Genomic DNA, 22,687 nt, shown 5'->3' on the forward strand with positions numbered 1-22,687 from the left:
GATGGGCCTGCTCCACGACGTCCGGACCGGACGCTTCGAACGCACTCTGTCCGCGCTCACCGCGGCCGGCGCGGCGATCACTGCCGGTGAGATCTACATGGAGCACGACGCGGCGAGCTTCGGCAACAAGATGATGTGGTGGCCGGTCGTCGTGATCCCCACGGCGATCCCGGCCGGCATCGCGGCGGTGTCCTCGCGCCGCGCGGCCAAGACCGTGCTGCCGTTCGTGTCGGCGGCGATCGTCGCCAACGGTGTGCAGGGCACTTACCTGCACCTGCGCGGCGTCAAGCAGCGGCCGGGCGGCTGGACCCGGTACAACCTCGAGGGCGGTCCACCGGTGTTCGCGCCGCTGCTCGCCTCGCTGGTCGGCGGGATGGGTTTGCTGGCGGCGGTGTTGCGCCGCGAGGACGAGCCGAACCCCAGCCAGGTCCGATGAGCGCGCGCTTTCCCGGCTTCGACGTACTCAGCCAGAGCAAGCACTGGGACCACACGACCGCCGGGGTGGTACTGGAGCGGCTCGCCCCGCTCACCCAGTTGGCGTTCTTCACCGCGATCGAGGCCGCCACTGCCCGTCCGCTGCTCGACCTGCTGCTGGGCCAGCACGACGAGCCGGTCGTGCCGGTGCTGGAACTGATCGACACGCGACTGGCACGCGGCGAGACCGACGGCTGGCACTACGACGACATGCCCGAGGACGCCGACGTGTGGCGTCAGACGCTGGCCTGGCTGAACGCAGATGCGGAGGCCGCGCACCACCTGCCGTTCGCACGGGCCGGTGTGGACGTGCAGCGCGAACTCATCCAGGTGGTGCAGGACCTCGCGCAGGACGGCAAGAAGTGGCACGACTACCCGGCCGGTCACGTGTGGAGCCTGTGGACGCGGTACGGCTGCACCGCCTTCTACTCACACCCGGTGGCGTGGAACGAGATCGGCTTCGGCGGCCCGGCGTACCCGCGCGGCTATCTGAATCTGGGCGTCGACCGGCTGGAGCACTGGGAGGTTCGTGACGCCGGGGCGGAGCGCGGATGAGCACGCGCTACAGCTACGCGAAGGTGCGCCGGCGCAACGAGTCGGCGTGGCTGCTGCCCAACGACGGCACCCGCACCAACCACGCGCTGCGCCGTGACATGCGCACCTACGCCGACGGCGACGAGGTCGACCTGGTGATCGTCGGCGCAGGCGCCGGCGGCAGCGTGCTCACCCAGCGACTTGCCCGCGCCGGCTGGCGGATCGTGTGCCTGGACGCCGGCCCGTTCTGGGATCCGGACAAGGACTGGAGCAGCGACGAGCGCGGCGCCCATGTCCTGTACTGGACCGAGCCGCGGCTGATCGGCGGCAGCGACCCGGTGCCGCTCGGCTCGAACAACTCCGGGCGCGGCGTGGGCGGCTCGATGGTGCACTACGCCGGCTACGTGCCGCGGCTGCACCCGTCCGACTTCGCGACCTACACCAACAACGGTGTCGGCGCGGACTGGCCGATCAGCTATGGCGAACTGCGCACCAGCTACGAGGACATCGAGGCCGAACTGCCCGTCGCCGGGCAGGACTGGCCCTGGGGCGACCCGCACAGCTACGACCACCACGCGCACCCGGTCGGCGGGAACGGTGAGGTGTTCCTGCGCGGCGCGAAGGCGCTCGGGGTGCAGGCGCGCGTGGGCCCGGTGGCGATTCCCAACGGCCGCTTCGGCAACCGCTCGCACTGCATCTACCGGGGCTTCTGCCTGCAGGGCTGCAAGGTCAACGCGAAGGCCAGCCCGCTGATCACGCACGTTCCCGACGCGCTCGCACACGGTGCCGAGATCCGCGCCAACTGCCACGTCAGCCGGATTCACGTCGACCCGCGCACCAACCGGGCCACCGGCGTCACGTACCTGCGCGACGGTGTGGAACACCTGCAGCGCGCCAAGGCGGTCGTCGTCGCCGGCTACTCCATCGAGACGCCGCGGCTGATGCTGCTCAGCGCCACCGACGCGCATCCGGACGGGCTGGGCAACGACCACGACCAGCTCGGCCGCTACCTCATGGTGCAGGGCGCGCCGCAGACCGCGGGGCGCTTCGCCGAGGAGATCCGGATGTTCAAGGCGCCCCCGCCCGAAGTCACCAGCGAGCAGTTCTACGAGGACGATCCGGGCAAGCCGTACCGCCGCGGCTTCTCCATCCAGAACGTCAGCCCGCTGCCGATCACCTGGGCCGAGCACGTGTCCGCCCAGGGACACTGGGGCAAGGACCTGCGCGAGCTGATGAGCGACTACGTGCACTGGGCCACCCTCGGCGCGCTGTGTGAGTTCCTTCCGCTGCCGCAGAACCGGGTCACGCTCGCCGAGGAGAAGGACCGGCACGGGCTACCCGTCGCGCACTTCTCCTACAGCCAGTGCGACAACGACAAGCTGCTGCTGAAGGCCGCGCAGGGCGTCATGGAGGACCTGCTCAAGGCCGCCGGAGCCGAGCAGGTCATGACCATCACCCGCAACGCACACCTGGTCGGCGGCGCGCGGATGGCACGCACCGCCGAGAGCGGCGTCGTCGACAGCGAGCACCGGGTGTTCGGCGTCGACCGGCTGTACGTCGCCGATGGCAGCGTGCTGCCCACGCAGGGCTCGGCCAACCCGGCATTGACGATCATGGCGTTGGCAGCACGGCTGGCCGACAAGATGATCGCGCACGGCAGGGCGGCGTGAGCGCGATGAGGATCGGCGAGATCAGCGCCTCGGTGTACCGGTTCCCGACGCCCGAGCCGGAGGCCGACGGGACGCTGCAGTGGGACGCCACCACTGCCGTGGTCGTCCAGGCGCGCGCGGGAGACGTGACCGGGCTCGGCTGGACCTACAGCACCGCGGCCGCCGTCGACGTGATCGCCGACCACCTGGCCGGCGCGGTCACCGGACTGGACACCACCGACGTCCCGCGCTGCTTCGAGGCGATGCGGCGCGCCTGTCGCAACCTGGGCAGCAAGGGCCTGGTGATGCAGGCGATCAGCGCCGTCGACATCGCGCTCTGGGACCTTGCCGCACGCACCCTGGACGTGCCGGTCACCGCGCTGCTCGGCCGCGCTCGCGACCGAGTACCGGTCTACGGCTCGGGCGGCTTCACCACCATGTCCGACGGCGAGTTGCGGGACCAGGTCGAGGCCTGGGCCGCGGCCGGCTGCGTGGCGATGAAGATCAAGATCGGCGAGTCGTGGGGCGACCGCCCGGACCGCGATCTCGCCCGGGTGCGCACGCTGCGCGAGTGCGCCGGACCGGACGTCGCCCTGATGGTCGACGCCAACGGCGGGTACCGGCGGGCGCAGGCGCGGCGGGTCGGCGCCGAACTCGACGAGCTCGGCGTGGTCTGGTTCGAGGAGCCGGTGAGCAGTGACGACCTGCAGGGGCTGGCGTCCGTCCGCGACGCGGTGCGCTGCGACGTCGCCGCGGGCGAGTACGCCGCCGACGTGTACGACGCGTCCGGGCTGTGCCCCGTCGTCGACTGCCTGCAACTGGACGCGACCCGCTGCGGCGGCTACACCGGCTTCCTGCGCGGGGCCGCGATCGCCGCCGCGCACAACCTGGACGTCTCCGGTCACTGCGCGCCGGCACTGCACGCGCCGGTCGCCGCAGCCGTGGTGAACCTGCGCCACGTGGAGTGGTTCGCCGACCACGCTCGCCTGGAACCCCTGCTCGTCGACGGCGTGCCGGCCGTCGAGGGCGGCGCCATGATCCCGAACACCTCCCAGGGGCACGGTCTCGTGCTCCGTCCCGACGCCCGACAGTGGCGGACCCGATAGGAAAGGTGAGTTCCCACGATGGCAACCGCACGAAAGCTCGCTCCGCGCTCGCTCGCGTACACCGTGCCGGGCCTGTCCGACAAGGACGCCAAGACCGTGATCGCGCTGTTGCAGGACCGGCTCAACGCGTTGAACGACCTCGCCCTCACGCTCAAGCACGTGCACTGGAACGTGGTCGGCCCCAACTTCATCGCGGTGCACACGATGCTCGACCCGCAGGTCGACGCGGTCCGGCTGATGGTCGACGAGACCGCTGAGCGCATCGCCACCCTCGGCGCGTCGCCGTCCGGCACGCCCGGGGCACTGGTCGCGCAGCGCAGCTGGGACGACTACGGCATCGGCCGTGCCGACGCGATCGATCACATGGGCGCGCTGAACGTGGTCTACGCCGGTGTCATCGAGGCCCACCGCGACGCGATCGAGAAGACCGAGGAGCCCGACCCGGTCACGCAGGACATGCTCATCGGACAGGCCGCGCAGCTCGAGCAGTTCCACTGGTTCGTCAGGGCACACCTGGAGAACGCGGCGGGCAGGCTCACGACCGGTCGGGCACGCACCGAGAAGGCGGCGGCCCGCCGTGCCCGGCGATGACCGTGCCGGCGTCCTGTTCGACGTAGACGGCACCCTCGTCGACACCCCGTACCTGCACGCGGTGTGCTGGGCGGAGGCGCTGCGGCAGTCCGGCCACCCGGTGCCGATGGCGACGGTGCACCGCGCCATCGGCATGGGATCGGACGAGCTGCTCGATCACCTGCTGGGCGAGGACCGCGACCGGTCGGCCGACGACGAGTTGGACACCGCGCACCTGACGCTCTACAAGCAGTTCTGGGGCCGGCTGCTGCCGCTGCCGGGCGCTGCCGACGTGCTGCGCAGCTGCTCCGGGCGCGGGCTCGACACCGTCCTCGCGTCGTCCGCCTCCGACGAGGAGCTGTCCGCGCTGCGCTCGGCGCTCGATGCCGACGACGCGATCACCGCCGCGACCAGCTCGTCCGACGCGGGCTCGGGCAAGCCCGCCCCGGACATCCTGCAGGCGGCGCTGGACCAGTCCGGCCTGGCGCCGGAGCGGGTCGCCTTCGTCGGCGACGCGGTCTGGGACGGGCAGGCCGCCGCCCGCGCAGGGGTCGTGTTCGTGGGCGTGACGTGCGGCGGCACCAGCGAGGCCGAGCTGCGCGAGAACGGCGCGGTCGAGGTGTGGCGCGACCCGGCCGACCTGCTCGCGCACCTCGACCACAGCGTGCTCGGCCGGCTGGGCGCGCGATGATCACCCGGCTGCTCGCGCTGTTCGTCTGGGCCTACGGCGTATGGCTGCTGTTGACCTGGACCGTGACGTTCGAGCAGTTGGTCTTCGGCGGCCTGCTCGCCGCCGTCGTGGCGTGCGCGCTTGCGCCGCTCGGTGAGGTCGCCCGGCCGTGGCGGCTGCTCGACCCGCGGATCCTGTTCGCCGTGCTGCGCCTGCTGGTTGTCTCGCTCGGCCGCATCGTCCGCGCCAATGTCGAGCTGGCCCGGCGGATCTGGACGCCGAGCCTGCCGCTCGCCTCGGGCATGATCATCGTGCCCACCTCGATGCGGACCGACGGCGGGGTGGGCGGCACCGGGCTGATCACCTCGCTGATCGTCGACAACCAGCTTGCCGACCTGGACCGGCGCAGGAACGAGCTGCAGTTCCACGCGGTCACGGTCCCGGACGGTGACGCCGCGGCCAAGGGCGCGGCGATCACCGAGCCGACCGAGCGGTTGCTCGCACCCATCCTGCGGAGGGGCCGGTGAAGGACGTCTACATCGCGGTGTGCATCGCCGAGGTTGCGATCATCGGGCTGCTCCTCGTCCGGCTGGCTCGTGGCCCGTCGGTCTCGGACCGCATCGTCGCGCTGAACACGATCTCCATCCAGTGCGCCCTCGCGGTGCTGTTCTTCGCCGCGTTCGCCGACCGCTCGTTCTATCTGGACGTGGGGCTGTGGATGGTGTCCTTCAGCTACCTCGGGGCTCTCGTCTGGGCCCGCTACCTGGAGCGAGGCCTGCTATGAGGCAGACAGCAGTCATCGTGCTGTGCGCGATCGGGGTGTTCTTCTCCTTCACCGGCGCGCTCGGGATCTTGCGAATGCCGGACGTGTACACCCGCATCCAGTGCTCGACCAAGACCGTCACGATGGGCGCGCTCCCCGTGCTGATCGCCCTCGCGGTCGCCGAGGGGCCGCTGACGGCGTTCGGCGGGCGGGCCCTGTTCGTCGGGGTGCTGCTGCTCGTGATCAGCCCGGCCACGAGTCATGCGTTGGCTCGCGCCGCTTACAAGACCGACGTCCCGATGTGGAGCGGCGCGGTGGCCGACGAGCCCCGCGAGGACGACAAGTGACGACCTTCTGGGTGCTGGACCTGCTGTGCCTGGCGGCGTTGCTGGCCAGTGCCGTGCTCGTCGTCAAGCTGCGCAACCTCAACGGGTGCGTGATGGCGCTGTCCGCGCTCGGCACCGTCCTCGCCCTGCTGTTCGTCGTGCTCGGCGCGCCCGACCTCGCGAACGCCGAGATCATCGTCGGCGCGATCGCCCTGCCGGTGCTGTACCTCATCGCCATCGGCAAGATCCGTGCCGACGTCCGCGACCGTGGCGAACTCGGTGAGCAAGAGGCGAGGCAGGACTCCGCGTGAGTTCTCCGAGCGCGATCGAGCACGCGCGCCAGGAGCCGCACGCCGGTGAGGAGAAGCATCGGTGGTGGCTCGGCCTGGCGTTCACACTCGCCGTCGGTGCCGTGTTCGTGATCGGCTTCACCGACCTGCCCCGCGAGGGCGCTGCGCTGCCTGCGGTGGCGCGCCACGCGATGCAGATCGCGCTGCCGGTGTGGGGGCAGAACGAGGTGGTCAGCGAGATCGTCTACGGCTCGCGTGGTTTCGACACGTTCGGGGAGACCTTCCTGCTGTTGGCAGCGGTGGTCGCGGTGACCACCCTGGCGCGACCACGCGAGCCGCGTGCCCAGTACGTCGGCGAGGCGAGCGCCGGGCGCGACGCCGAGTCGCGGTACGGCGGTGGCGACGGCGGCTCCGGATCGCAGTCGCAGGCGCGGCGCGCCGAGCGGGAGGAGTCCGAGGACACTCGCGAGGCTCCGGCGGACGCCGATCAGGAGCCACTCGGTACGCGTGCTCCCGAACGGGCCGTGGCGATGACCCTGGTCGTGCGGCTCGGCGCCCGGATCGCCGCGCTGATCCTCGCCGTCGCCTCGATCTACCTTGCCGCATGGGGCTATACGCCGGGCGGCGGCTTCCCGGCCGGGGCGGCGATCGCCGGGGTGCTGATCTTGCTGTACGCCGCGTTCGGGCACCGGGCCCTCAGCGGTGCGGTGCGGCCGGGCGTGCTCGAACCGATCGAGCTGCTCGGTGCGTCCGCGATCATCGCGATCGGGCTGTTCGGCCTGCTGTTCAAGGGATCGCTCTTCGCGAACTTCCTGACGCTGGCGCAGCCCGGCACGATTCGCGCGGGTGGCACGAACCAGTTGTACTCCGGCAGCGAGCTGATCGAGGTGGCAACCGGGCTGATCATCGCCGTCTTCAGCCTGCTCGGCATGCGGCACGACTGGGCCGCCGACGATGCTGACGGTGACGAGGGCGACGCGGCCAGGGACGACGCGAGCGGTGCGCGATGATCGTCGTCAACTATCTCGCCGCCGCCGCCATCTTCTGCCTCGGCCTGTACACCGTGCTCACCCGCCGCGACCTGGTCAAGATCGTCATGGGGCTCTCACTGATGGAGGCGTCCACCTACCTGCTGATCGCCTCGCTCGCGTACCGCAAGAAGGCAACCGCACCGGTGCTCACCAGCCCACCGAGCGGCACGAGCCAGCAGGACCTGGTGCGCGGTACCGTCTCCGACCCGGTGCTGCAGAACTTCTGCCTCACCGCGATCATCATCGGGGTCGCGGTCAGTGCGGTCTTCCTCACCGTCGTCGTGCGCGTCACGCAGCACTACCGCACCGTCGACGCCGACGAGCTGACGGCGTTGCACGGGTGAGCGCCGCCGAACTGCTGCCGCTGCCGGTCGTGATCCCGATCTGCGGCGCGGTGCTGAGCCCGCTGGTGGTGAAGCTGGACCGCCGCCTCGGCCTGGTCGTCGGGATCGTCGCCATGCTGGGCACGCTGGCGACCCTGCTGCCGATCGCGAGCCAGGTGTACGGCGGTGGCGGTCGCGTCGTGGTGCACTACTTCAGCGGCGAGCGGCCGTTCGGCGGCCACGAGCTCGGAATCGCGTTCGGTGCCGATCCGTTCGGGATGTCGTTCGCGCTACTGACCGCGGGCCTGGGCGTGCTGCTGATGATCGCGCTGCTGTCCGAGCTCGCCGACCTGGGCAAGCGTGAACTCGGTGGACTGTCGTGTCTTGCGCTGCTGCTGCTCGCGGCACTGATCGGTGCCGCATTGACCGCCGACACCATCAACCTGTTCGTCTGGTTCGAGGTCGCTGCGCTGGCCAGCTACGGCCTCACCGGCTTCTTTCTCGAGCAGCCGCCGGCGTTGGAGGCGACGTTCAAGGCGGTGGTGTTGACCAGCATCGGCGGCTTCGTGGTGTTCGCAGGTTCGGCGATGCTGTACAGCACGGACGGGGCGCTCAACTTCGGTCAACTGCACGCCGCGCTGCCGCACGCACCCGGCCGCGCCGAGCTGGTGGCACTCGCGTTCCTCGTCGCGGGCTACGCCACCAAGGCCGGGCTGGCGCCGTTCCACGGCTGGCTGCCCGACGCGCATGCGCAAGGCCCGGCCGCGGTCCCGGCGCTGTTCTCCGCGCTGATGGTCGACCTCGGGGTGATCGCACTCGTGCGGATCGTGCTGCAGGTCTACGGGCCGGTCAGCGCCCACCGAGCGCTGGGCCTGCTGACCGCGCTCGGCGTGGTGTCCGCGCTGCTCGGCGCGCTGATGGCGCTGTGCCAGGACGACCTGAAACGGTTGCTCGCCTGGGACACGATCTCCCAGGTCGGCATCCTGCTCGTCGGCTTCGCCTCCGCGACCGACGAGGGTGTCGGCGGCGCCGTCTTCCACCTGGTCAACCACGGCCTGTTCAAGGCACTGCTGTTCCTGTGCGCCGGCGTCGTCGTGCACGTCACCGGACTCACCAAGCTGTCCGAGCTCGGTGGCCTCGCCCGACGGAAACCAGTGATCACCGGCTGCTTCGCGGTCGGTGCCCTGGCGATCGCGGGCGTCCCCGGCCTGAACGCCTACGCCTCGCTCGGGCTCATCCACGACGGCTTGCAGCACACCCCGGTGATCCTCGCGGGCGCGGTCGCCGCCCAGGCGATCACCGTCGCCGTGTTCGCGCGCGCCCTGTGGCTGGGCTTCCTGCGGCCCCGGGCGCGTGCCTACGAGCGCCTGGAGCGGACGCCCCGGGCATTGGGTGGGGTGCTCGTCGTACTGGCTGTCGGCACCGTCGGCATCGGCACCGTCCCGTATCAGTTGGTACGTAGCGTGGCCGCCCCGGCCGCGTCCATCGTGCTCGACCCTGCTCGTTACGCGAGTGCGCTGCTGCACGGCGGCGGGTCACTCGTGACGACGCCGATCCCGTTCGACTACGCCAAGCCCGAAGACCTGTTACTGGCACTGCTGGAACTGGTGGTCGGCCTGGTGCTGGCGGCACTGTGGGTGCGTTTCGGCGAGCCCAGGCCGGTGACCTGGCTACGCCGGCTGCACACCGGTTCGGTCAACGACTACGCCACCTTCGTCGCGGGCGGTCTGGTGCTCGGCGCGGGTGTGCTGCTGATCTGAGCGTCCCGGTGCCGGCGCGCGCGGCGGACGCCGGGCAGGGAACGGTACGGCCGTCCACCGGCCGATGAGCCGAACGGGTGACTGGAGGCTGCCCGTACGGTGAGCGATGTGACGCGACGTATCGGTGTGTTCTTCCTCGGTGGCACGATCAGCATGGCCGGCCACGGCGGCGGCGCCGTCGTCCGGCTGGCCGGTGACGAACTGCTCGCCGGTGTGCCACAGCTTGCCGCGCTGGACGTCACGATCGAGGCCAGGCAGTTCCGCAGCCTGCCGAGCGCCGCGCTGTCCTTCGACGACATCGTCGAGCTCGTCGCGGCGGCGCGCGAACTCGATGCCGACGGCGTGGTGGTGGTACAGGGCACCGACACCATCGAGGAGACCGCCTACCTGATCGACCTGCTGTGGGATGCGGACGCCCCGATCGTCGTCACCGGCGCGATGCGCAACCCGACGCTCGCCGGTCCGGACGGGCCGGCCAATCTGCTTGCCGCGGTCGTGGTCGCGGGCGGCGTGTCGTTCCGCCGGCTCGGTGCGCTCGTCGTCTTCAACGACCAGGTGCACGCGGCACGCTTCGTGCGCAAGACGCACACCACCAGCACGGCGACGTTCGTCTCGCACAACGCCGGCCCGCTCGGGCACCTCGTCGAGGACGCGGCGGTCGCGCTCACCGCGATCGGCAGGCGGCCGACCTACCGGATCACGACGCCGGTCACCGCGCGGGTGCCGGTGCTGGCCGTCGGGCTCGACGACGACGGCATGCTGATCACCGGGGTCGCCGGGCGCTGCGACGGGCTGGTGGTCGCCGGGTTCGGTGCCGGGCACGTTCCGCCGCCGATGGCCGAGGCGTTGGGTGAGCTCGCGCAGCGCGTCCCGGTGGTGCTCGCCTCGCGCGCCGGTGCGGGCGCCGTGCTGACTCGCACGTACGGGTTCGTCGGTTCGGAGAGCGACCTGCTCGCCCGCGGTCTGATCGGCAGCGGCTGGCTGGACCAGTACAAGGCGCGCGTGCTGCTGCGCGTGCTGCTCGCCTCCGGTCACGACCGGGCGGCGATTGCCGCGGCGTTCCCGGCGGCGTGCTGAGCGACACGTGCGGAGCTACAGCGCGCCGTCCACCTCGCGCGCGGCGCGTTCGCCCGAGCGCACCGCACCATCCATGTAGCCGGTCCAGTACTCGGCGCTCTCGGTGCCGGCCCAGTGCACCCGTCCCGACGGCGCGCGCAGCGCCGGCCCGAACTCGGTGAGCGTGCCCGGGCCGAGGATCGCGGTCGGGCCGCCGCGGCTCCACTGCTCGGCCGGCCAGTCCATGTCGAAGTAGCCGGACGGGTGCAAGAACGCGTCGTCGCCGAACAGGCGCGCGTACTGGGCGAGCACGCCGGCTCGCCGCTCGGCCGGCGCCTTCGCGCTCCAGGTGCGGTACTGGTCGCCGCCCACGAACCCGGCGAGCACGCCCGGCGTCCCGGACGGCGGCGAGTTGTCGAAGGAGTAGCCGACCGGGCCGCCGACGGTGAGGAACTGGCCGGTCAACCCGGCGCCCCGCCAGAACGCGGTGGGGTACACGGCCTCGACCTTCATCAGCGCGCCCATCGCGGCGCGCTGCATCAACTGGTCGCGCGCGGTGGGGAGCAGCGGCGCGAAATCGATGCGCGCGGCAAGTGCCGGCGGCACCGCCACGATCGCGGCGCGTGCGGTGACGCTCAGCGCGTCCGAACGCACCACGACATCCGTGCCGGTCTGGTCGATGCTGCGCACCGGGGCGTTGAGCCGAACCCGGTCGCCGAGCGCCGCGGCGACGCGTTGCGCGACGAGCTGCGAGCCTCCCACGAACCTGCTCTGCTGCGCGCCACCGCGCACGTTGATCAGCCGCTCGAACGTCCCGCGGTTGCTCGCGTTTCCTGCGGCGGCGACGTAGGCGAGCACGAACAGCATCGACACGTCGCGCGGCTCGGCGCCGACCAGGGCTTGGGTGAACGGCGCGAGCAGGCCGACGATGCCCTCGCCGTTGACCGAGTTCGCGCGGGCCCAGGTCTCGAGCGTCTGCGCGTCGTAGTGTGCGGCATTCGGCGCGGTCCACGGGGCGTCGACCGGAACCTTCGCCGCCAGCAGGTCGATCTGCTGGCTCAGCTTGACGATGTCGGCGAGCAGCAGCGGGTCCGTCGGCGCGGTGCCGAGCACGCCGGTGTCGCTGTAGCGCAGGTGGATCAGGCCGTTGCGGTAGACGTTCTTGCCGGTGTCGTAGGCGTCGAAGGTGCCCACGCCGACCGCGTCGGCAAGCGCGGCGATCCGGTCCTGCGTCGGCCCGATGAACTCCCCACCTGCCTCGGCAACGTGCCCGCCGCCGATCGGGTGGTTCAGCACCCGGCCACCCACCCGGTCGCGCGCCTCGAGCACGAGCACCGAACGGCCGCGCGCGGTGAGCTCGCGCGCTGCGGTGAGCCCGGCAAGCCCGGCACCCACGACGACGACCTCGGCGCTGGCGGTGGCGGCCCCGGCAGCGCGTGCGCCGAGCGTGCTCGCGGCGGTGGCGGCGGCACCGGTCGCGAGCGCCCCGGCCAGGAAGGTGCGACGCGGCAGCGTCCGTCCCATGGCGATCACCCCAGCGCGTCGATCACCATGCGCAGCGCGGCGGGCGGGGCCTGCAGCAGCAGCGTCGTGATCAGCGTCTCGTCCCAGACGGCAAGCTCGTCGCGGATCTTCTCCGGCGGGCCGATCAGCGCGATGTCCTCGACGAGCGTGGTGGGCACCGCGGCGATCGCGTCCTTCTTCTTGCCGTCCAGGTAGAGCTCCTGGATCTTCGCGACCTCACCGGGGTAGCCGAGCCGCGCGAACAGTTCGGCGTGGAAGTTCATCGTCTTGGCGCCCATGCCCCCGATGTACAGCGCGAGCGAGGGCCGGACCAGGTCGGCTGCGGTCTCCACGTCAGGTCCCGGCACCACCGGGACGAACGCGGGGATCTCGAACTCCGCGAGCGTGTGCCGCGCCCCCGGTCGCGCGAAGCCCTCGGCCAGCGCCGTCCGGTAGAACCCGTCCGTCTTGGGTGAGAAGAACATCGGCAGCCAGCCGTCGGCGATCTCCGCCGCCAGCGCGACGTTCTTCGGTCCTTCGGCGCCGAGCATGATCGGGATGTCGGTACGCAGCGGGTGCACGGTCGACTTGAGCGCCTTGCCGAGCCCGGTGCCGCCCGGGTAGGGGAGCGGGTAGAACTCGCCGGAGTTCGTGACCGGGACGTCGCGACGCACGATCGCGCGGACCAGTTCGAGGTACTCGCGGGTGCGCGCGAGCGGCTTCGGGTACGGCTGGCCGTACCAGCCCTCGACGACCTGCGGTCCGGACGCGCCGAGGCCGAGTACGAAGCGCCCTCCGCTGAGGTGATCGAGCGTCATCGCGGCCATCGCGGTGGCGGCCGGCGTCCGGGCCGAGATCTGCAGCAGGTTGGTGCCCAGCCGCACGCGCTGGGTCGACGCGCCCCACCAGGCCAGCGGGGTCAGGCAGTCCGAGCCGTACGCCTCCGCCGTCCAGATCGAGTCGAAGCCGAGCGACTCGCACATCGCGATCGCCTCAGCGACTCCGTCCGGTGGCCCGGCGGACCAGTAGCCGGTGTGGTACCCGAGTTTCATGTCCACTATGCCCGGACCCTTCTGTTCGTCGGCTTATCGGCGACACTATTGCGGTCGGCGTGTTGTTGCATCCGGAACGCGGGCGCCCGTAGCCTTTTTCACGGTTGGCCGATGCGTTGGGGGGTCCGTCGGTCGGCAAGGGGGAGGATGGTCCGATGCTCGGCACCGGGTCGCAGATGGACACCGCACCACCGCCGGGCGGGATCGCCTGGCTGGACATCTCCGCGGAGACGTCCGACTCGTGGCCGGTCCGCGCCCGCACGGGCCCGCTGGGGTTGCAGATCGCCCCGTTGAACCGAGGCCGTACCGCGTATTACTTCAAGGGCGCGCGGCTGCGTGGCACCCGGTGCATGTGGTCGGCGTCCACCGTCAACGGCGCGTTGCTGACCCGCCCGTCCCGGGCGCCGCTGCCGCAGGGCGAGACGTCGGTGCACCTGCTGGTGCGGGCCGAGTCGTCCGGTTCGGTATTCGACCCGGCGAGCACGCTGAACCGGGGCGTGCTCAAGGTGATCGACCCGGCGCAGGCCATCGAGGAGCAGTTCCACGCCAACTCGATCCTCTGCACGCTGAACGTGCACCAGCCGACCGTCGGTGTCGAGCCCGCGAGCGTCGCCGCGATGATCGGGCAGACGTTTCCGCTCAGCGCGTTCCAGGCGACGCTGCTGCGTTCGGGAATCACGTTGCTGGTGGCCGGGACGGACGAGCTGGGCAGCGCGTCGAGCCTCGTCGGAGTCGACCGGTATCTCGGCGCGCTGGCCGGGCTGCTGCTGCGCACCGCGGTCAACCGGCCCGCGGAGGGCACCGCCGTCGCCTCGGTGCGCACCCGCACCGAGGCGATCATCTACGAGCAGGCGACGAACCCGGAGCTGACGCCCGCCGCGGTCGCCGCGCAGCTGAGCGTGTCGCTGCGCCAGCTGTACCGCGCGTTCAGTGGCGGCGAGAGCCCTGCGGCGCTGATCCGCCGGCGGCGGCTGGAGCGGGCCGCCGAACTGCTCGCGGCGCGGCGGCCGATCGCGAACGTGGAGTCGGTCGCGCTCGAGTGCGGGTTCGCCTCGGCGGAGTACTTCTCCCGGGCGTTCCGGCGCGAGTTCGGGCTCAGTCCGCGCGCGTACCGCTCGGCACACCGCGAGCTGCCGTCCGCCCGCTGATCGGCCGCCTCGTGGCGAGGATCCCGTACTCACCCCACCGCGGTGTGGTGAATGCCGGATTCTTCGCTTCGCCGGGCCCCGATAGTCTCGTCCGGACCGGCGTACCGCGTCGGCGGTCACCTCGGGGCGGTAGCTCAGCCGGTTAGAGCAGGGGACTCATAATCCCTGGGTCGTGGGTTCGAGTCCCACCCGCCCCACCACAGCAGCAAATACGAGGGTGTAGCGCGAGCCGAGCCATCGACGCGGTGCTTCGCCGTGCTCACCGTTGTGCGCGCCGACCGGCCGAGCCGACAACGTGACCGTCCTGCACCGCGATCCGCCGGGTCAGGTACGGGTAGCCGTGACCCGCGGTGATCGGATGCGTGCCCATCACCACGCACCACCCGCGTCGCGCGGCTACGTCCCACCGGCGAGCACCTCATCGAGTGGCCGGACGCTCAGCCGGCTCGACTCGGCGCGGTTAAGTTCGCCGAGATCGCAGCGGCCCTGCAACCGGGACAACGTCGAGCCGAGAAGCGAGTTGCTGCGGCTTCGCGCGGGTGACCGATGGTGTAACACCTGCCTCCATGGTGATACACTGCGGATTGTGCCCACTACTCGACCGCGACATTTGATCACCGAGTCTGACGACCTGGCACGGGCGCTCGACGATGCGGCGCGGCGCTGGCCCGAGGACCGGCACAGTCGCGCCAAGCTGCTGGTACACCTCGCCGAAGAAGGGCACCGTGCGCTGATCGCCGGCTCGCAGCGGAAGCGGAGCCGACGCCTGGCCGCGATCCAGTCGACGAGCGGCGCGCTGAGCGGCACCTACGGACCGGATTACCTCAAGCAGCTGCGCGAGGACTGGCCCGAGTGATCGTGCTCGATGCCAGCGTGCTGATAGCGCACCTGGAGGGGGCCGACGCCCACCACGATCGCGCCACCGCACTGCTCGCCGATGCCGTCGATCAGGCCTGGGGCATCAGTCCACTGACCCTGGCCCAAGTACTTGTCGGGCCGGCTCGCGCCGGCCGACTCGCGCCGGCGCAATCAGCGCTCCGAACGCTCGACGTCGTGACAGTCCCGCTCTCGGACGACGCACCGGTGCAGCTGGCGACTCTCCGGGCGACAACGGGGCTGCGCCTTCCGGACTGTTGCGTCCTGCTCGCGGCCGAAACCACGGCCGGCGACGTTGCCACCTTGGACGAGCGGCTGGCGATGTCCGCGTCCGAGCTCGGCTACGCCGTGCGATCCTGACCGACGGCGCTCACGCCACCCGTCCACAGTCCTCCAGGTCCCATCTGCACGCTACGACCTCGCGCCTCGGCCGGGGCATCACCCGTAGCCGTGCCTGCCTTGTCGAGTCGAAGGCTGCCATCGTCCCTCCGTGTTCCTGTGGCGGCGGTGTGGTCGCGCGGCTAGGTTTCAGGCACTGGCAAGATCCACAAGGAGGGCGAGATCCATGAAGTGTCGTGCTGTCGCGGTCGGAGCCATCCTCGCGAGCGGCCTCGGGCTGGTGGCGTGTTCGTCATCGGGTGGCGATCCGAGTCCGTCGTCGCCTGTCGCGAACCCGCCAACGTCGGTTGCGAGCCGGCAAAGCGTGGTCCCGACCGTACGAAGCACAACTTCGGTCCACCCGCGCGACCTGAAGTCACAACTGCTTTCTGTCGCAGAGGTTCCGGTTGGCTGGGCCGTCGACAACTCCTCCGACAAGAGCGACGACAGCGACGCCCCGCCCTGCTTCAAGCACGTGAAATCGACACTTCACACCTCGGACAGGGCCGAGGTGCGCTTCGTCAAGGGCACCGATCTGCCGACGCTGCAACAGTCGCTCGGCTACTTCGGCAGCAGCGCCGCCGGCACGTATCAGGCTGGTGCCGCCGTTATCAACAGCTGCAAGGACATATCGTTCACGAACGGCGGACACAGGATCTCCGGCTCGATCGGCGCGCTATCGTTCCCCAAGCTGGGACAGCAGTCGTCGGCCTGGCAGTTCGTTCTCTCGACGGAGGGCGTCACGTTCGGCATTGATGTAGTACTGGTGCAGAAGGGCTCGGAGCTGACAGAGCTGATCTACGCCGACATTGGCACTCCCGACATCGACGAGGCAACGTTGCTCGCACGCAAGGCTGTCGCCAAGATGCCCGCGACGTAGGCGGTTGGCCGGCGCGCAGCGCGACCGGCGTACCGCGGGCCCGGGTGAGCGGTTCGACCAGGTGTCCGCTGAGGACGCCGAGTTACTTGACCGTCTTTCGAAGTGACGCGGTACGTGCAGTTCGTCGATCTGCTGCACCAGGCGGAGCGCGCTCAGTTCGTGATCCGCGATGCCGGACTGCTTGCCGCAGCAGTTGCGCGGCCGCACGCAGCCGCTTCGGTGCCGATGCCTATCCGACGGTGTGGCTGAAGGCTGCTGCGCGGTGCCAGTCGAGCGCCATCAATCAGAGCCTTGTTGACGGGAACACGCCCCTGGCGTGGTCGGCGACGCCGAACTGCGGGAGAGCCAGGAGATCCAGACCTATCTGGGTGTCGGGGCGAGTGTCCCGACCGCACCGGCGCGAGCGGACTAGCCGCCTGATCCGTGGGTCCTGGGTTCGCGTCCCACCCGCCCCACGGCACGGTGATCGCTCGGCCGCACGCGCGTCGGACGGTGCGCCTCGACGAGTTCGTGCAAGCCGGCCCTGATCTCGGCGAGCAGCCGGCCGGGGTCGGCGATCAGCGTGTCGTCGGTCAGCAGGCCCACCGTCAGCCCGCCGTCGTAACTGATGATCGCCACGCCGAGCCCCAGGTTGCCCGATTCCGGTGGCCAGCCGATGGTGCCGCGCACCCTGCGACCGGCGAGCAATACCGGGTGCGGCGGGCCGGCGACGTTGGTGATGACCGCGGTCGCCTTGGTGGCGAACACGTCGACGAACGCGTGCTGCACCGCATACGTCGTGTGCCCGGTCAGCTCGAGGATCTGGAACGCCACCAGCCCCTCGGCCGAGCTCTTGAGCCTGCTCGTACTGGCGATCACCCGTTCCAGCCGCGCCGACGGGTCGTCGATCGACAGCGGCAGGTCGAGGAACACGAGCCCGAAGCGGTTGCCCAGCTCGGCCGGCAGCGGCTCGTCGAGCGGGCGCAGGTTCACCGGCAGGATCGCGCGGATATCCGCGACCTTGCCGTCAGTGCGCGCCAGGTAGCTGCGCAGCCCGCCGCACACCGCGGTGAGCACCAGGTCGTTGACAGTCGCGCCGGACGCGTGCGCAGCGTCCCGGACGCGCGAGAGCGAGAGCGGTTCGGTCCACCGGACCGACTTCTCGGTGCCGAGCCGCCCGCGCAGCGCCGTGTGCGCGTCCGGGCTCAAGGCGAGCAGCCGGGCCAGGGCGCGCGCTTCGGCGCCGGCCTGCGCGAGTTCCCCGAGCAGGTGCCCGGGATGCGTGCTGTCGTAGGCGACCTCGCCGATCAGCGTGCCGAGCAACGGCAGCCACCGGCCGTCCCGGGGTTTCTCGGCGAAGTTCACGCCGGCGAGCGCGGCCTCGCTCGGATCGTCGGTCAGTGACATGAGCACGCGTGAGAGCGCCACACCGTCGGCAATGCAGTGGTGGATGCGCGAGACGAGCGCACAGCCGTTGCCGCCATAGCCGTCGACGAAGTGCATCTCCCACAACGGGCGATCGTGCCGAAGCCGCCGGCCGGCCACCATGCTGACGAACTGCTGGAGCTCGCGGCGGCCACCGGGTTCGGGCAGCCGCGCGGTGTGCAGGTGCGCTTCGAGGTCGAACGCCTCCACGTCCTCCCACCACACCGACGTGGTGCGGTCGACGACGCGCTGGGTGAACCTCGGGTACCGGGCGAGCAGGCGGTCCCTGAGCACCTGCCGGACGGCGTTCCAATCGAGCTGCTCGTCGAACCACATCACCGACGTCACGATCAGTCGGTTGGTCCTGCGGTCCATGTGCAGCCAGGACGCATCCGGCCCGCTCATCGGGTGCAGGCTCATCAGTGCGCTTCCGTAACCTCGCGGGCGGCCTTGAGGAGGTCACCCAGCCCGGCGTCGAGAGCGCGCACGAACGCGTCCGCGTCCGGCACGGAGTTCCGGTCGCACGTCACGCCGAACATCAGCCGGCCGGCGTACGAGGTGACGGCCACGCCGATCCGGATGCGATCGGCGATGGGCACGTACGGGAACAGCGCGACCATGCGCCGGCCCAGCAGTCGCTGTTCGAGCGGCGGCCCGGGCACGTTGGTGGTGACGGTCGTCAGCACGCGGTGCGGTACGCGCAGCACGGCCTTGACCAGGATGCTGACCAGCAGGGCCGGCATGTGCGTGGCGAGCGAGAGCGTGGCCTGACCGGCTTCGGACTCGTGGGAGTGCTTCACCTCGCGGGTCCGGACGACGACCGCGCCGTACGCCGCGGCCGGGTCGTGGAAGTCGACGGGTAACTCGACCACCAGCGCCGACACCGCGTTCTCCACGCCCGTCTTGGGCGCGACCGCGACAGGCACCAGGCAGCGAACCGCGTGCGGCGCCGCCACTTCGTCGCGGCCGATGAGCAGTTCGCGGAACCCGCGGGTCACCATGGCGAGCACCACGTCGTTCCGGGTTCCGCCGAGGGCGGCGCGCACCGCGTCGACGTCGGCGAGGTCGGCCGAGGTGGTGCGGTAGCGCCGCGCCACCCCGAGTTCACCGGTGACCGACGACGCGGTGAACGGGCGGACGGCGCGCAGGTAACCCATCCCACCGCGGATGACGCCGGCAGCGCGCTGCACGGTGCGCCGCGGTTCCAGCACGGCAACCGTGATGGCGTGCACGAACTCGCGGACCTCGCCCACAGCTGACGTCCGCTCGGCCGGGTGACGCACCGGAAGATCCACGTCGTCCAGGAAGGCGGCGAACACCTCCATCCCGCCCATGCCGTCGACCATGCTGTGGTGCATCTTGAGCACGAGGGCCCACTGGCCGCCGGCAAGACCCTGGACGACCCACACCTCCCACAGCGGACGGGCCTGGTCGAGGCGGTAGCTCATGATCTGACCGACGGCACTGTTGAGCTGTTCCGGCGTGCCCGGGTTCGGGATCGTCGCCCAGTGCAGGTGATACGTCAGGTCGAAGTCCCGGTCGTCCGACCACCGCGGCCTGGTGAGGCCGAACGGCGTGCCGCGCATCCTCTGCCTCAGGCGCGGCAGCGAGCCGAGGCGTTCGAGATAGCGGTCGCGCAGTTCGTCGGCGGACGGGACGGGGCCGTCGAAGACCGCGATACCGCCGATGTGCAGCGCCACGTGCTCGTCCTCGAGATCCCAGAACTCGGCATCCAACAGGCCCATGCGTTCCATCGCGGCGCTCCTCCGCCTCCAGGATCGTGCGCGGGACCGGGGCGGCGAAGCTGTCTTTCGCCCCAGGTCGACCGGGTCGAAGGTCGCAGTCGCCGGCCCGCCGCGGGTCACGCGCGTGCGGCCCGATGACCGTGCGGTCCGATGGCTCAGTCGCGCCGGGAGAGGTACGCGTCGAGCTCGGCACGGGTGGGCGGATCGGCGCCCGGGCGCTGACAGGTGATCGCCGAAACCGCGACCGCGACGCGCAACACCTGCTCGAGGCGCCCGTCCCGCGTCTCGACGGCGCGCGCCAGGTCGGCGGGTGCGGCCAGTCCGGTCTCGGCCAGCGCCGAGAGCAGCGCGCCGGCGAACGAATCGCCCGCCCCGACCGTGTCGGCGACCGTGATCCGCGGCGCCGGCCGCCGGGCGAGCTCACCGCCCGGCCCGAACGCGACAGCGCCGTCGGCCCCGCGCGTCACCACCACCAGCGTGGCGCCGAGCGCGCACCAGCGCGCTGCGACGGCGTCGACCGGTTCGCCCGGGTGGAGCGTCGCGAGGTCCTCGTCGCTGGCCTTGACGACGTGCGCGAGCGCGATGCACCGCTCGATCTCGGCGGTCGTGGCAGCGCGGTCGGCGAGCAGCGCGGGGCGCACGTTCGGGTCGTAGCTGACCAGCGTCGTCCCGCTCGCACGCGCCGAACGCAGGACGCCCTGGACGAATCCGGCCGCGGGGGGCAGCCAGCTCGCGATCGAGCCGGCGTGCACCACGTCGGCCGCGGGCAGCGGGCCGAGCGCGTCGAACGCCAGCCCGGCGGTGCCGTCGAAGTAGAAGCTGTAGTGCGCCTGGCCGCCGTGGTCCAGCGCGGCGACCGCGAGCGAGCTCGGCAAGGCCAGGGTGCGCCAGTGGTCCGGGCGCACACCGGAGCCGAGCAACTTCGCGCTGAGCAACTCGCCGAATCCGTCCGTACCGCGCTGTCCGGCGAAGACGACCCGGTCGCCGAGGCGGCCGAGCGTGATCGCCACGTTGAAGGCGCTGCCGCCGGGGTGCGCGGCGAAGCGGGCGTCCTCGCGGGACTGGACGAGGTCGACGAGTGCCTCGCCGATGACGGTGAATCGCACGGCATCATCTTGCTGCACGTCACGCGGCGTACGGCAGGAAGTGCCGCAAGATCGCCGGAGTGAGGATCAGTGCGGCGTGATCACCCAGGCAGCCGCAACACCTACCTGCACCTCGGCCCCGACCGGCAGCCCGTAGCCCTTGGTCGTGATCACGATGTCCAGCACCTTCACCAGCGCCTGGTTCGCCGACCGCGCCTCGGACCGGATCGTCACCTTGCCCAGGCGGGCAACGCGGATCACCGTGTTCGGCGAGACATCGGCCGGGACGGAGCGGCCGGCGATCACCAGGTTCACCAGGGACGTCGAGGTGCTGGCGCGGGTCGAGCCGTCCGGCAGCTCCTTGACGCTCGCGGAGCCGGTGAGCGCGTCGGCCCGGATCAGCCCGTTGAACAGGTTGATCCCGGCCAGCTTCGTCGACATCGTCGAGTAACTCGCCGTGCCGGCGGACTTGACCCCGTTCGCAGTCGAGGTGATCGCACTGACGGTCGCCACCGGTGCCAGGTCGACGGCGGCGGTCCGGTTGTACCGGTTCATGCCGTGCGTGCCGTTCATCGGCTGCGAGATCTGCGCGGTCGGGCCGGACTTGGCGTCGAGCAGCCTGCCCGCCGACGCGTACACGCTGCTGCCGTAGGCATAGCCGCCGATGTTCGCCCCGGTCACCGGCGCGGTCGGCGCGATCGCTCCGTAGGTCGGGTTCAGGTAGATCTCGGTGCCGATCGGGTTGGTGCCGCGGGCCTTGAGCAGGCTGACGTACAGCCCGACCCCGGTGGTCATGATCGTGCCGTCCTTCGCCGCGCTGTACGCCCCGTTGAGCGTCACCTGCGCGACGCCGGGGATCCGGACGCCGAAGTTCTGCGGGATGTTCGCGGGCAGCGTGGTACCGGCGATCTTGAGGCCCACGAACGTGGTGCGGATCGTGCTGCTCGCCTTGCCGTTGACCACCTTCGCGACGTCGACGGTGTCGACCGCCCGGGCCGTGATCGCACCGCCGAGCAGGTTGACGTTCGCCGTCCGCGCGTGGGTGGTGAGTTGGACGCCGCGCGGGACGGCCGCGGACGACGCGTCGGTCGAGATCGCGCCGACGGTGAGCAACCTGGTGACCGACGCAGTCGCCAGGGTGTTCCTCGAGCGCACCCCGGTGTTCGTGGTGTCCACGCTGGACTGGGACGTCAGGTCCGACGTCACGGTGTGACCGAGCCCGCGCACCATGCTGCCGCCCGCCCAACCGACGAGGTGGGCGTGGCTGGGCGTGGCGCCGAAGACGCCGCCCGGCGCGACGGCGACGGCGGCGATCAGGCCCGCCGCGGTGGTCAGGGGGACGACTGCCGACTTGATTCGCATAGCTCACCTGGGCCGATCGAAGGGTCACGGATCGGTCGAAGCCTCCCCGTGGACCCCAACGTGATCAGCTTGCTGAGTGTGCGGGCGTCCGGCAAATCGAAACGAATACTGCTTCACGCTGATCTTGCGCGACCGTTCGGCGCGGGGGCGATGAGCACGCTCAGGATCCGCCCCACCATGTCCGCGTCGGCCGGCTCACCGGTGATCGCGGGCAGGTAGAGGTACGACTCGCAGATCCGCACCGCCGCGTACGCCAGCTCCTCGACCGGCAGCGGCGACGCGGCGCGGCCGGCCGCGATGTCGGCCGCGACGAGATCGCGCACCAGTGCGAACAGCCGCGGCTGGTACCCGCCGGACTTGAGCGTGAGCAGCCGCATCGCGAACTCGCTCTCGCCGTGCAGGAACCGGCGCACCCCGGGGTTGTCGATCGTGGCCTGGCTCCAGCGCCGCAGCACCTCCGGGACGCGCGGCAGTGGCGAATCGTCCAGGTCGGCCCACATGCCCATGATCGTCCGCTCCGTCATCGACCAGAGCACGTCGACCAGCAACTGTTCACGTGAGCCGACCCAGCGGTAGAGCGTGACCCGGTTGATGCCGAGCTGGCCGGCCAGCGCCTGCATGTCCAGGCGCTGGCCGTCGAGCAGGGTGCGCCGCGCGAGCCGGAACGCGTCTCGCGGCGTCGGCCGCGTTCGCGCGACCACC

25 protein-coding genes and 1 tRNA gene are annotated in these 22,687 nt (G+C 71.0%); 19 read left to right on the top strand and 7 right to left on the bottom strand.

The window, feature by feature from the left end; translation table 11 throughout:
• Position 1: 1 nt before the first annotated feature.
• The 14 genes from M6B22_RS18330 to M6B22_RS18395 all read left to right on the top strand — a co-directional run bounded on the left by M6B22_RS18330 (position 2) and on the right by M6B22_RS18395 (position 10,573).
• On the top strand, positions 2-436 hold the full coding sequence (locus M6B22_RS18330; RefSeq protein WP_269443017.1) for a hypothetical protein: 435 nt from the start codon (positions 2-4) through the stop codon (positions 434-436).
• Complete coding sequence (locus M6B22_RS18335; RefSeq protein ID WP_269443018.1) at positions 433-1,029, top strand: gluconate 2-dehydrogenase subunit 3 family protein; 597 nt, start codon at positions 433-435, stop codon at positions 1,027-1,029. Before M6B22_RS18330 ends, M6B22_RS18335 begins: the two co-directional genes overlap by 4 nt.
• Entirely contained in the window at positions 1,026-2,678 is a 1,653-nt protein-coding gene (locus M6B22_RS18340) for a GMC family oxidoreductase (RefSeq protein ID WP_269443019.1), read from the top strand. The genes M6B22_RS18335 and M6B22_RS18340 overlap by 4 nt, the downstream gene beginning before the upstream one ends.
• A gap of 5 nt (positions 2,679-2,683) precedes the next feature.
• Positions 2,684-3,763 carry an enolase C-terminal domain-like protein gene (locus M6B22_RS18345; RefSeq protein WP_269445842.1) on the top strand — a complete coding sequence of 360 codons (1,080 nt, stop codon included), beginning with the start codon at positions 2,684-2,686 and terminating at the stop codon, positions 3,761-3,763.
• An 18-nt stretch (positions 3,764-3,781) separates the two neighbouring features.
• A complete protein-coding gene (locus tag M6B22_RS18350; protein WP_269443020.1) occupies positions 3,782-4,354 on the top strand; it encodes a Dps family protein in 573 nt (190 codons plus the stop codon).
• Positions 4,341-5,024 (top strand): HAD family hydrolase, encoded by a 684-nt coding sequence (locus M6B22_RS18355; RefSeq protein ID WP_269443021.1) that lies wholly within the window; start codon positions 4,341-4,343, stop codon positions 5,022-5,024. The genes M6B22_RS18350 and M6B22_RS18355 overlap by 14 nt, the downstream gene beginning before the upstream one ends.
• A complete protein-coding gene (locus M6B22_RS18360) occupies positions 5,021-5,530 on the top strand; it encodes a Na+/H+ antiporter subunit E (RefSeq protein WP_269443022.1) in 510 nt (169 codons plus the stop codon). Before M6B22_RS18355 ends, M6B22_RS18360 begins: the two co-directional genes overlap by 4 nt.
• The gene (locus M6B22_RS18365) at positions 5,527-5,787 is read left to right on the top strand and encodes a monovalent cation/H+ antiporter complex subunit F (RefSeq protein WP_269443023.1); all 261 of its coding nucleotides are present in this window, start codon (positions 5,527-5,529) and stop codon (positions 5,785-5,787) included. The genes M6B22_RS18360 and M6B22_RS18365 overlap by 4 nt, the downstream gene beginning before the upstream one ends.
• Positions 5,784-6,113, top strand: coding sequence for a monovalent cation/H(+) antiporter subunit G (gene mnhG, locus M6B22_RS18370; protein ID WP_269443024.1), 330 nt, complete (start codon positions 5,784-5,786; stop codon positions 6,111-6,113). Before M6B22_RS18365 ends, mnhG begins: the two co-directional genes overlap by 4 nt.
• Positions 6,110-6,403, top strand: coding sequence for a Na(+)/H(+) antiporter subunit B (locus M6B22_RS18375; RefSeq protein ID WP_269443025.1), 294 nt, complete (start codon positions 6,110-6,112; stop codon positions 6,401-6,403). Before mnhG ends, M6B22_RS18375 begins: the two co-directional genes overlap by 4 nt.
• Positions 6,400-7,392 (top strand): MnhB domain-containing protein, encoded by a 993-nt coding sequence (locus M6B22_RS18380; protein WP_269443026.1) that lies wholly within the window; start codon positions 6,400-6,402, stop codon positions 7,390-7,392. The genes M6B22_RS18375 and M6B22_RS18380 overlap by 4 nt, the downstream gene beginning before the upstream one ends.
• Positions 7,389-7,757: a sodium:proton antiporter gene (locus M6B22_RS18385; RefSeq protein WP_269443027.1), complete on the top strand. Its 369-nt coding sequence runs from the start codon at positions 7,389-7,391 to the stop codon at positions 7,755-7,757. The genes M6B22_RS18380 and M6B22_RS18385 overlap by 4 nt, the downstream gene beginning before the upstream one ends.
• Positions 7,754-9,496: a complex I subunit 5 family protein gene (locus M6B22_RS18390; protein ID WP_269443028.1), complete on the top strand. Its 1,743-nt coding sequence runs from the start codon at positions 7,754-7,756 to the stop codon at positions 9,494-9,496. The genes M6B22_RS18385 and M6B22_RS18390 overlap by 4 nt, the downstream gene beginning before the upstream one ends.
• A 99-nt stretch (positions 9,497-9,595) precedes the next feature.
• Entirely contained in the window at positions 9,596-10,573 is a 978-nt protein-coding gene (locus M6B22_RS18395) for an asparaginase (RefSeq protein WP_407935547.1), read from the top strand.
• Positions 10,574-10,588: 15 nt separating this feature from the next.
• On the opposite strand, the gene M6B22_RS18400 is transcribed toward M6B22_RS18395, so the two are convergent.
• Positions 10,589-12,076, bottom strand: coding sequence for a flavin monoamine oxidase family protein (locus M6B22_RS18400; protein WP_269443030.1), 1,488 nt, complete (start codon positions 12,074-12,076; stop codon positions 10,589-10,591).
• A 5-nt stretch (positions 12,077-12,081) separates the two neighbouring features.
• Positions 12,082-13,107, bottom strand: a complete 1,026-nt coding sequence (locus tag M6B22_RS18405; protein WP_269445843.1) for an LLM class F420-dependent oxidoreductase — start codon at positions 13,105-13,107, stop codon at positions 12,082-12,084.
• Positions 13,108-13,262: 155 nt separating this feature from the next.
• On the opposite strand from M6B22_RS18405, the gene M6B22_RS18410 reads away from it, so the two are divergent.
• The 5 genes from M6B22_RS18410 to M6B22_RS18430 all read left to right on the top strand — a co-directional run bounded on the left by M6B22_RS18410 (position 13,263) and on the right by M6B22_RS18430 (position 16,389).
• Positions 13,263-14,255 carry a helix-turn-helix domain-containing protein gene (locus tag M6B22_RS18410; RefSeq protein ID WP_269443031.1) on the top strand — a complete coding sequence of 331 codons (993 nt, stop codon included), beginning with the start codon at positions 13,263-13,265 and terminating at the stop codon, positions 14,253-14,255.
• Positions 14,256-14,378: 123 nt separating this feature from the next.
• Positions 14,379-14,455, top strand: a tRNA-Ile gene (locus tag M6B22_RS18415).
• Between the two features lie 386 nt (positions 14,456-14,841).
• Entirely contained in the window at positions 14,842-15,111 is a 270-nt protein-coding gene (locus M6B22_RS18420; RefSeq protein WP_269443032.1) for a hypothetical protein, read from the top strand.
• On the top strand, positions 15,108-15,491 hold the full coding sequence (locus M6B22_RS18425) for a type II toxin-antitoxin system VapC family toxin (protein WP_269443033.1): 384 nt from the start codon (positions 15,108-15,110) through the stop codon (positions 15,489-15,491). Before M6B22_RS18420 ends, M6B22_RS18425 begins: the two co-directional genes overlap by 4 nt.
• Positions 15,492-15,696: 205 nt before the next feature.
• Entirely contained in the window at positions 15,697-16,389 is a 693-nt protein-coding gene (locus tag M6B22_RS18430; RefSeq protein WP_269443034.1) for a hypothetical protein, read from the top strand.
• Between the two features lie 408 nt (positions 16,390-16,797).
• Here M6B22_RS18430 and M6B22_RS18435 read toward each other — a convergent pair whose 3' ends face one another.
• From M6B22_RS18435 to M6B22_RS18455, 5 genes are all read right to left on the bottom strand, one after another.
• Complete coding sequence (locus M6B22_RS18435) at positions 16,798-18,213, bottom strand: wax ester/triacylglycerol synthase family O-acyltransferase (protein ID WP_269443035.1); 1,416 nt, start codon at positions 18,211-18,213, stop codon at positions 16,798-16,800.
• Entirely contained in the window at positions 18,213-19,547 is a 1,335-nt protein-coding gene (locus M6B22_RS18440) for a wax ester/triacylglycerol synthase family O-acyltransferase (RefSeq protein WP_269443036.1), read from the bottom strand. The genes M6B22_RS18435 and M6B22_RS18440 overlap by 1 nt, the downstream gene beginning before the upstream one ends.
• 146 nt (positions 19,548-19,693) lie before the next feature.
• On the bottom strand, positions 19,694-20,644 hold the full coding sequence (locus M6B22_RS18445) for a carbohydrate kinase family protein (protein ID WP_269443037.1): 951 nt from the start codon (positions 20,642-20,644) through the stop codon (positions 19,694-19,696).
• A 66-nt stretch (positions 20,645-20,710) separates the two neighbouring features.
• Complete coding sequence (locus M6B22_RS18450) at positions 20,711-21,985, bottom strand: choice-of-anchor P family protein (RefSeq protein WP_269443038.1); 1,275 nt, start codon at positions 21,983-21,985, stop codon at positions 20,711-20,713.
• 113 nt (positions 21,986-22,098) lie between these two features.
• Positions 22,099-22,686, bottom strand: a complete 588-nt coding sequence (locus M6B22_RS18455; RefSeq protein WP_269443039.1) for a QsdR family transcriptional regulator — start codon at positions 22,684-22,686, stop codon at positions 22,099-22,101.
• Between the last annotated feature and the right edge of the window lies 1 nt (position 22,687).

It is taken from the genome of Jatrophihabitans cynanchi (assembly GCF_027247405.1).
GTDB classification, from domain to species: Bacteria; Actinomycetota; Actinomycetes; order Mycobacteriales; family Jatrophihabitantaceae; genus Jatrophihabitans_B; species Jatrophihabitans_B cynanchi.

Coding starts and splice junctions, on each gene's coding strand:
- M6B22_RS18440 (WP_269443036.1), bottom strand. CDS start 19,547: ATGGAACGCATGGGCCTGTTGGATGCCGAGTTCTGGGATCTCGAGGAC.
- M6B22_RS18410 (WP_269443031.1), top strand. CDS start 13,263: ATGCTCGGCACCGGGTCGCAGATGGACACCGCACCACCGCCGGGCGGG.
- M6B22_RS18385 (WP_269443027.1), top strand. CDS start 7,389: ATGATCGTCGTCAACTATCTCGCCGCCGCCGCCATCTTCTGCCTCGGC.
- M6B22_RS18405 (WP_269445843.1), bottom strand. CDS start 13,107: ATGAAACTCGGGTACCACACCGGCTACTGGTCCGCCGGGCCACCGGAC.
- M6B22_RS18340 (WP_269443019.1), top strand. CDS start 1,026: ATGAGCACGCGCTACAGCTACGCGAAGGTGCGCCGGCGCAACGAGTCG.
- M6B22_RS18400 (WP_269443030.1), bottom strand. CDS start 12,076: ATGGGACGGACGCTGCCGCGTCGCACCTTCCTGGCCGGGGCGCTCGCG.
- M6B22_RS18360 (WP_269443022.1), top strand. CDS start 5,021: ATGATCACCCGGCTGCTCGCGCTGTTCGTCTGGGCCTACGGCGTATGG.
- M6B22_RS18430 (WP_269443034.1), top strand. CDS start 15,697: ATGAAGTGTCGTGCTGTCGCGGTCGGAGCCATCCTCGCGAGCGGCCTC.
- M6B22_RS18335 (WP_269443018.1), top strand. CDS start 433: ATGAGCGCGCGCTTTCCCGGCTTCGACGTACTCAGCCAGAGCAAGCAC.
- M6B22_RS18450 (WP_269443038.1), bottom strand. CDS start 21,985: ATGCGAATCAAGTCGGCAGTCGTCCCCCTGACCACCGCGGCGGGCCTG.
- M6B22_RS18330 (WP_269443017.1), top strand. CDS start 2: ATGGGCCTGCTCCACGACGTCCGGACCGGACGCTTCGAACGCACTCTG.
- M6B22_RS18345 (WP_269445842.1), top strand. CDS start 2,684: ATGAGGATCGGCGAGATCAGCGCCTCGGTGTACCGGTTCCCGACGCCC.
- M6B22_RS18350 (WP_269443020.1), top strand. CDS start 3,782: ATGGCAACCGCACGAAAGCTCGCTCCGCGCTCGCTCGCGTACACCGTG.
- mnhG (WP_269443024.1), top strand. CDS start 5,784: ATGAGGCAGACAGCAGTCATCGTGCTGTGCGCGATCGGGGTGTTCTTC.
- M6B22_RS18435 (WP_269443035.1), bottom strand. CDS start 18,213: ATGAGCCTGCACCCGATGAGCGGGCCGGATGCGTCCTGGCTGCACATG.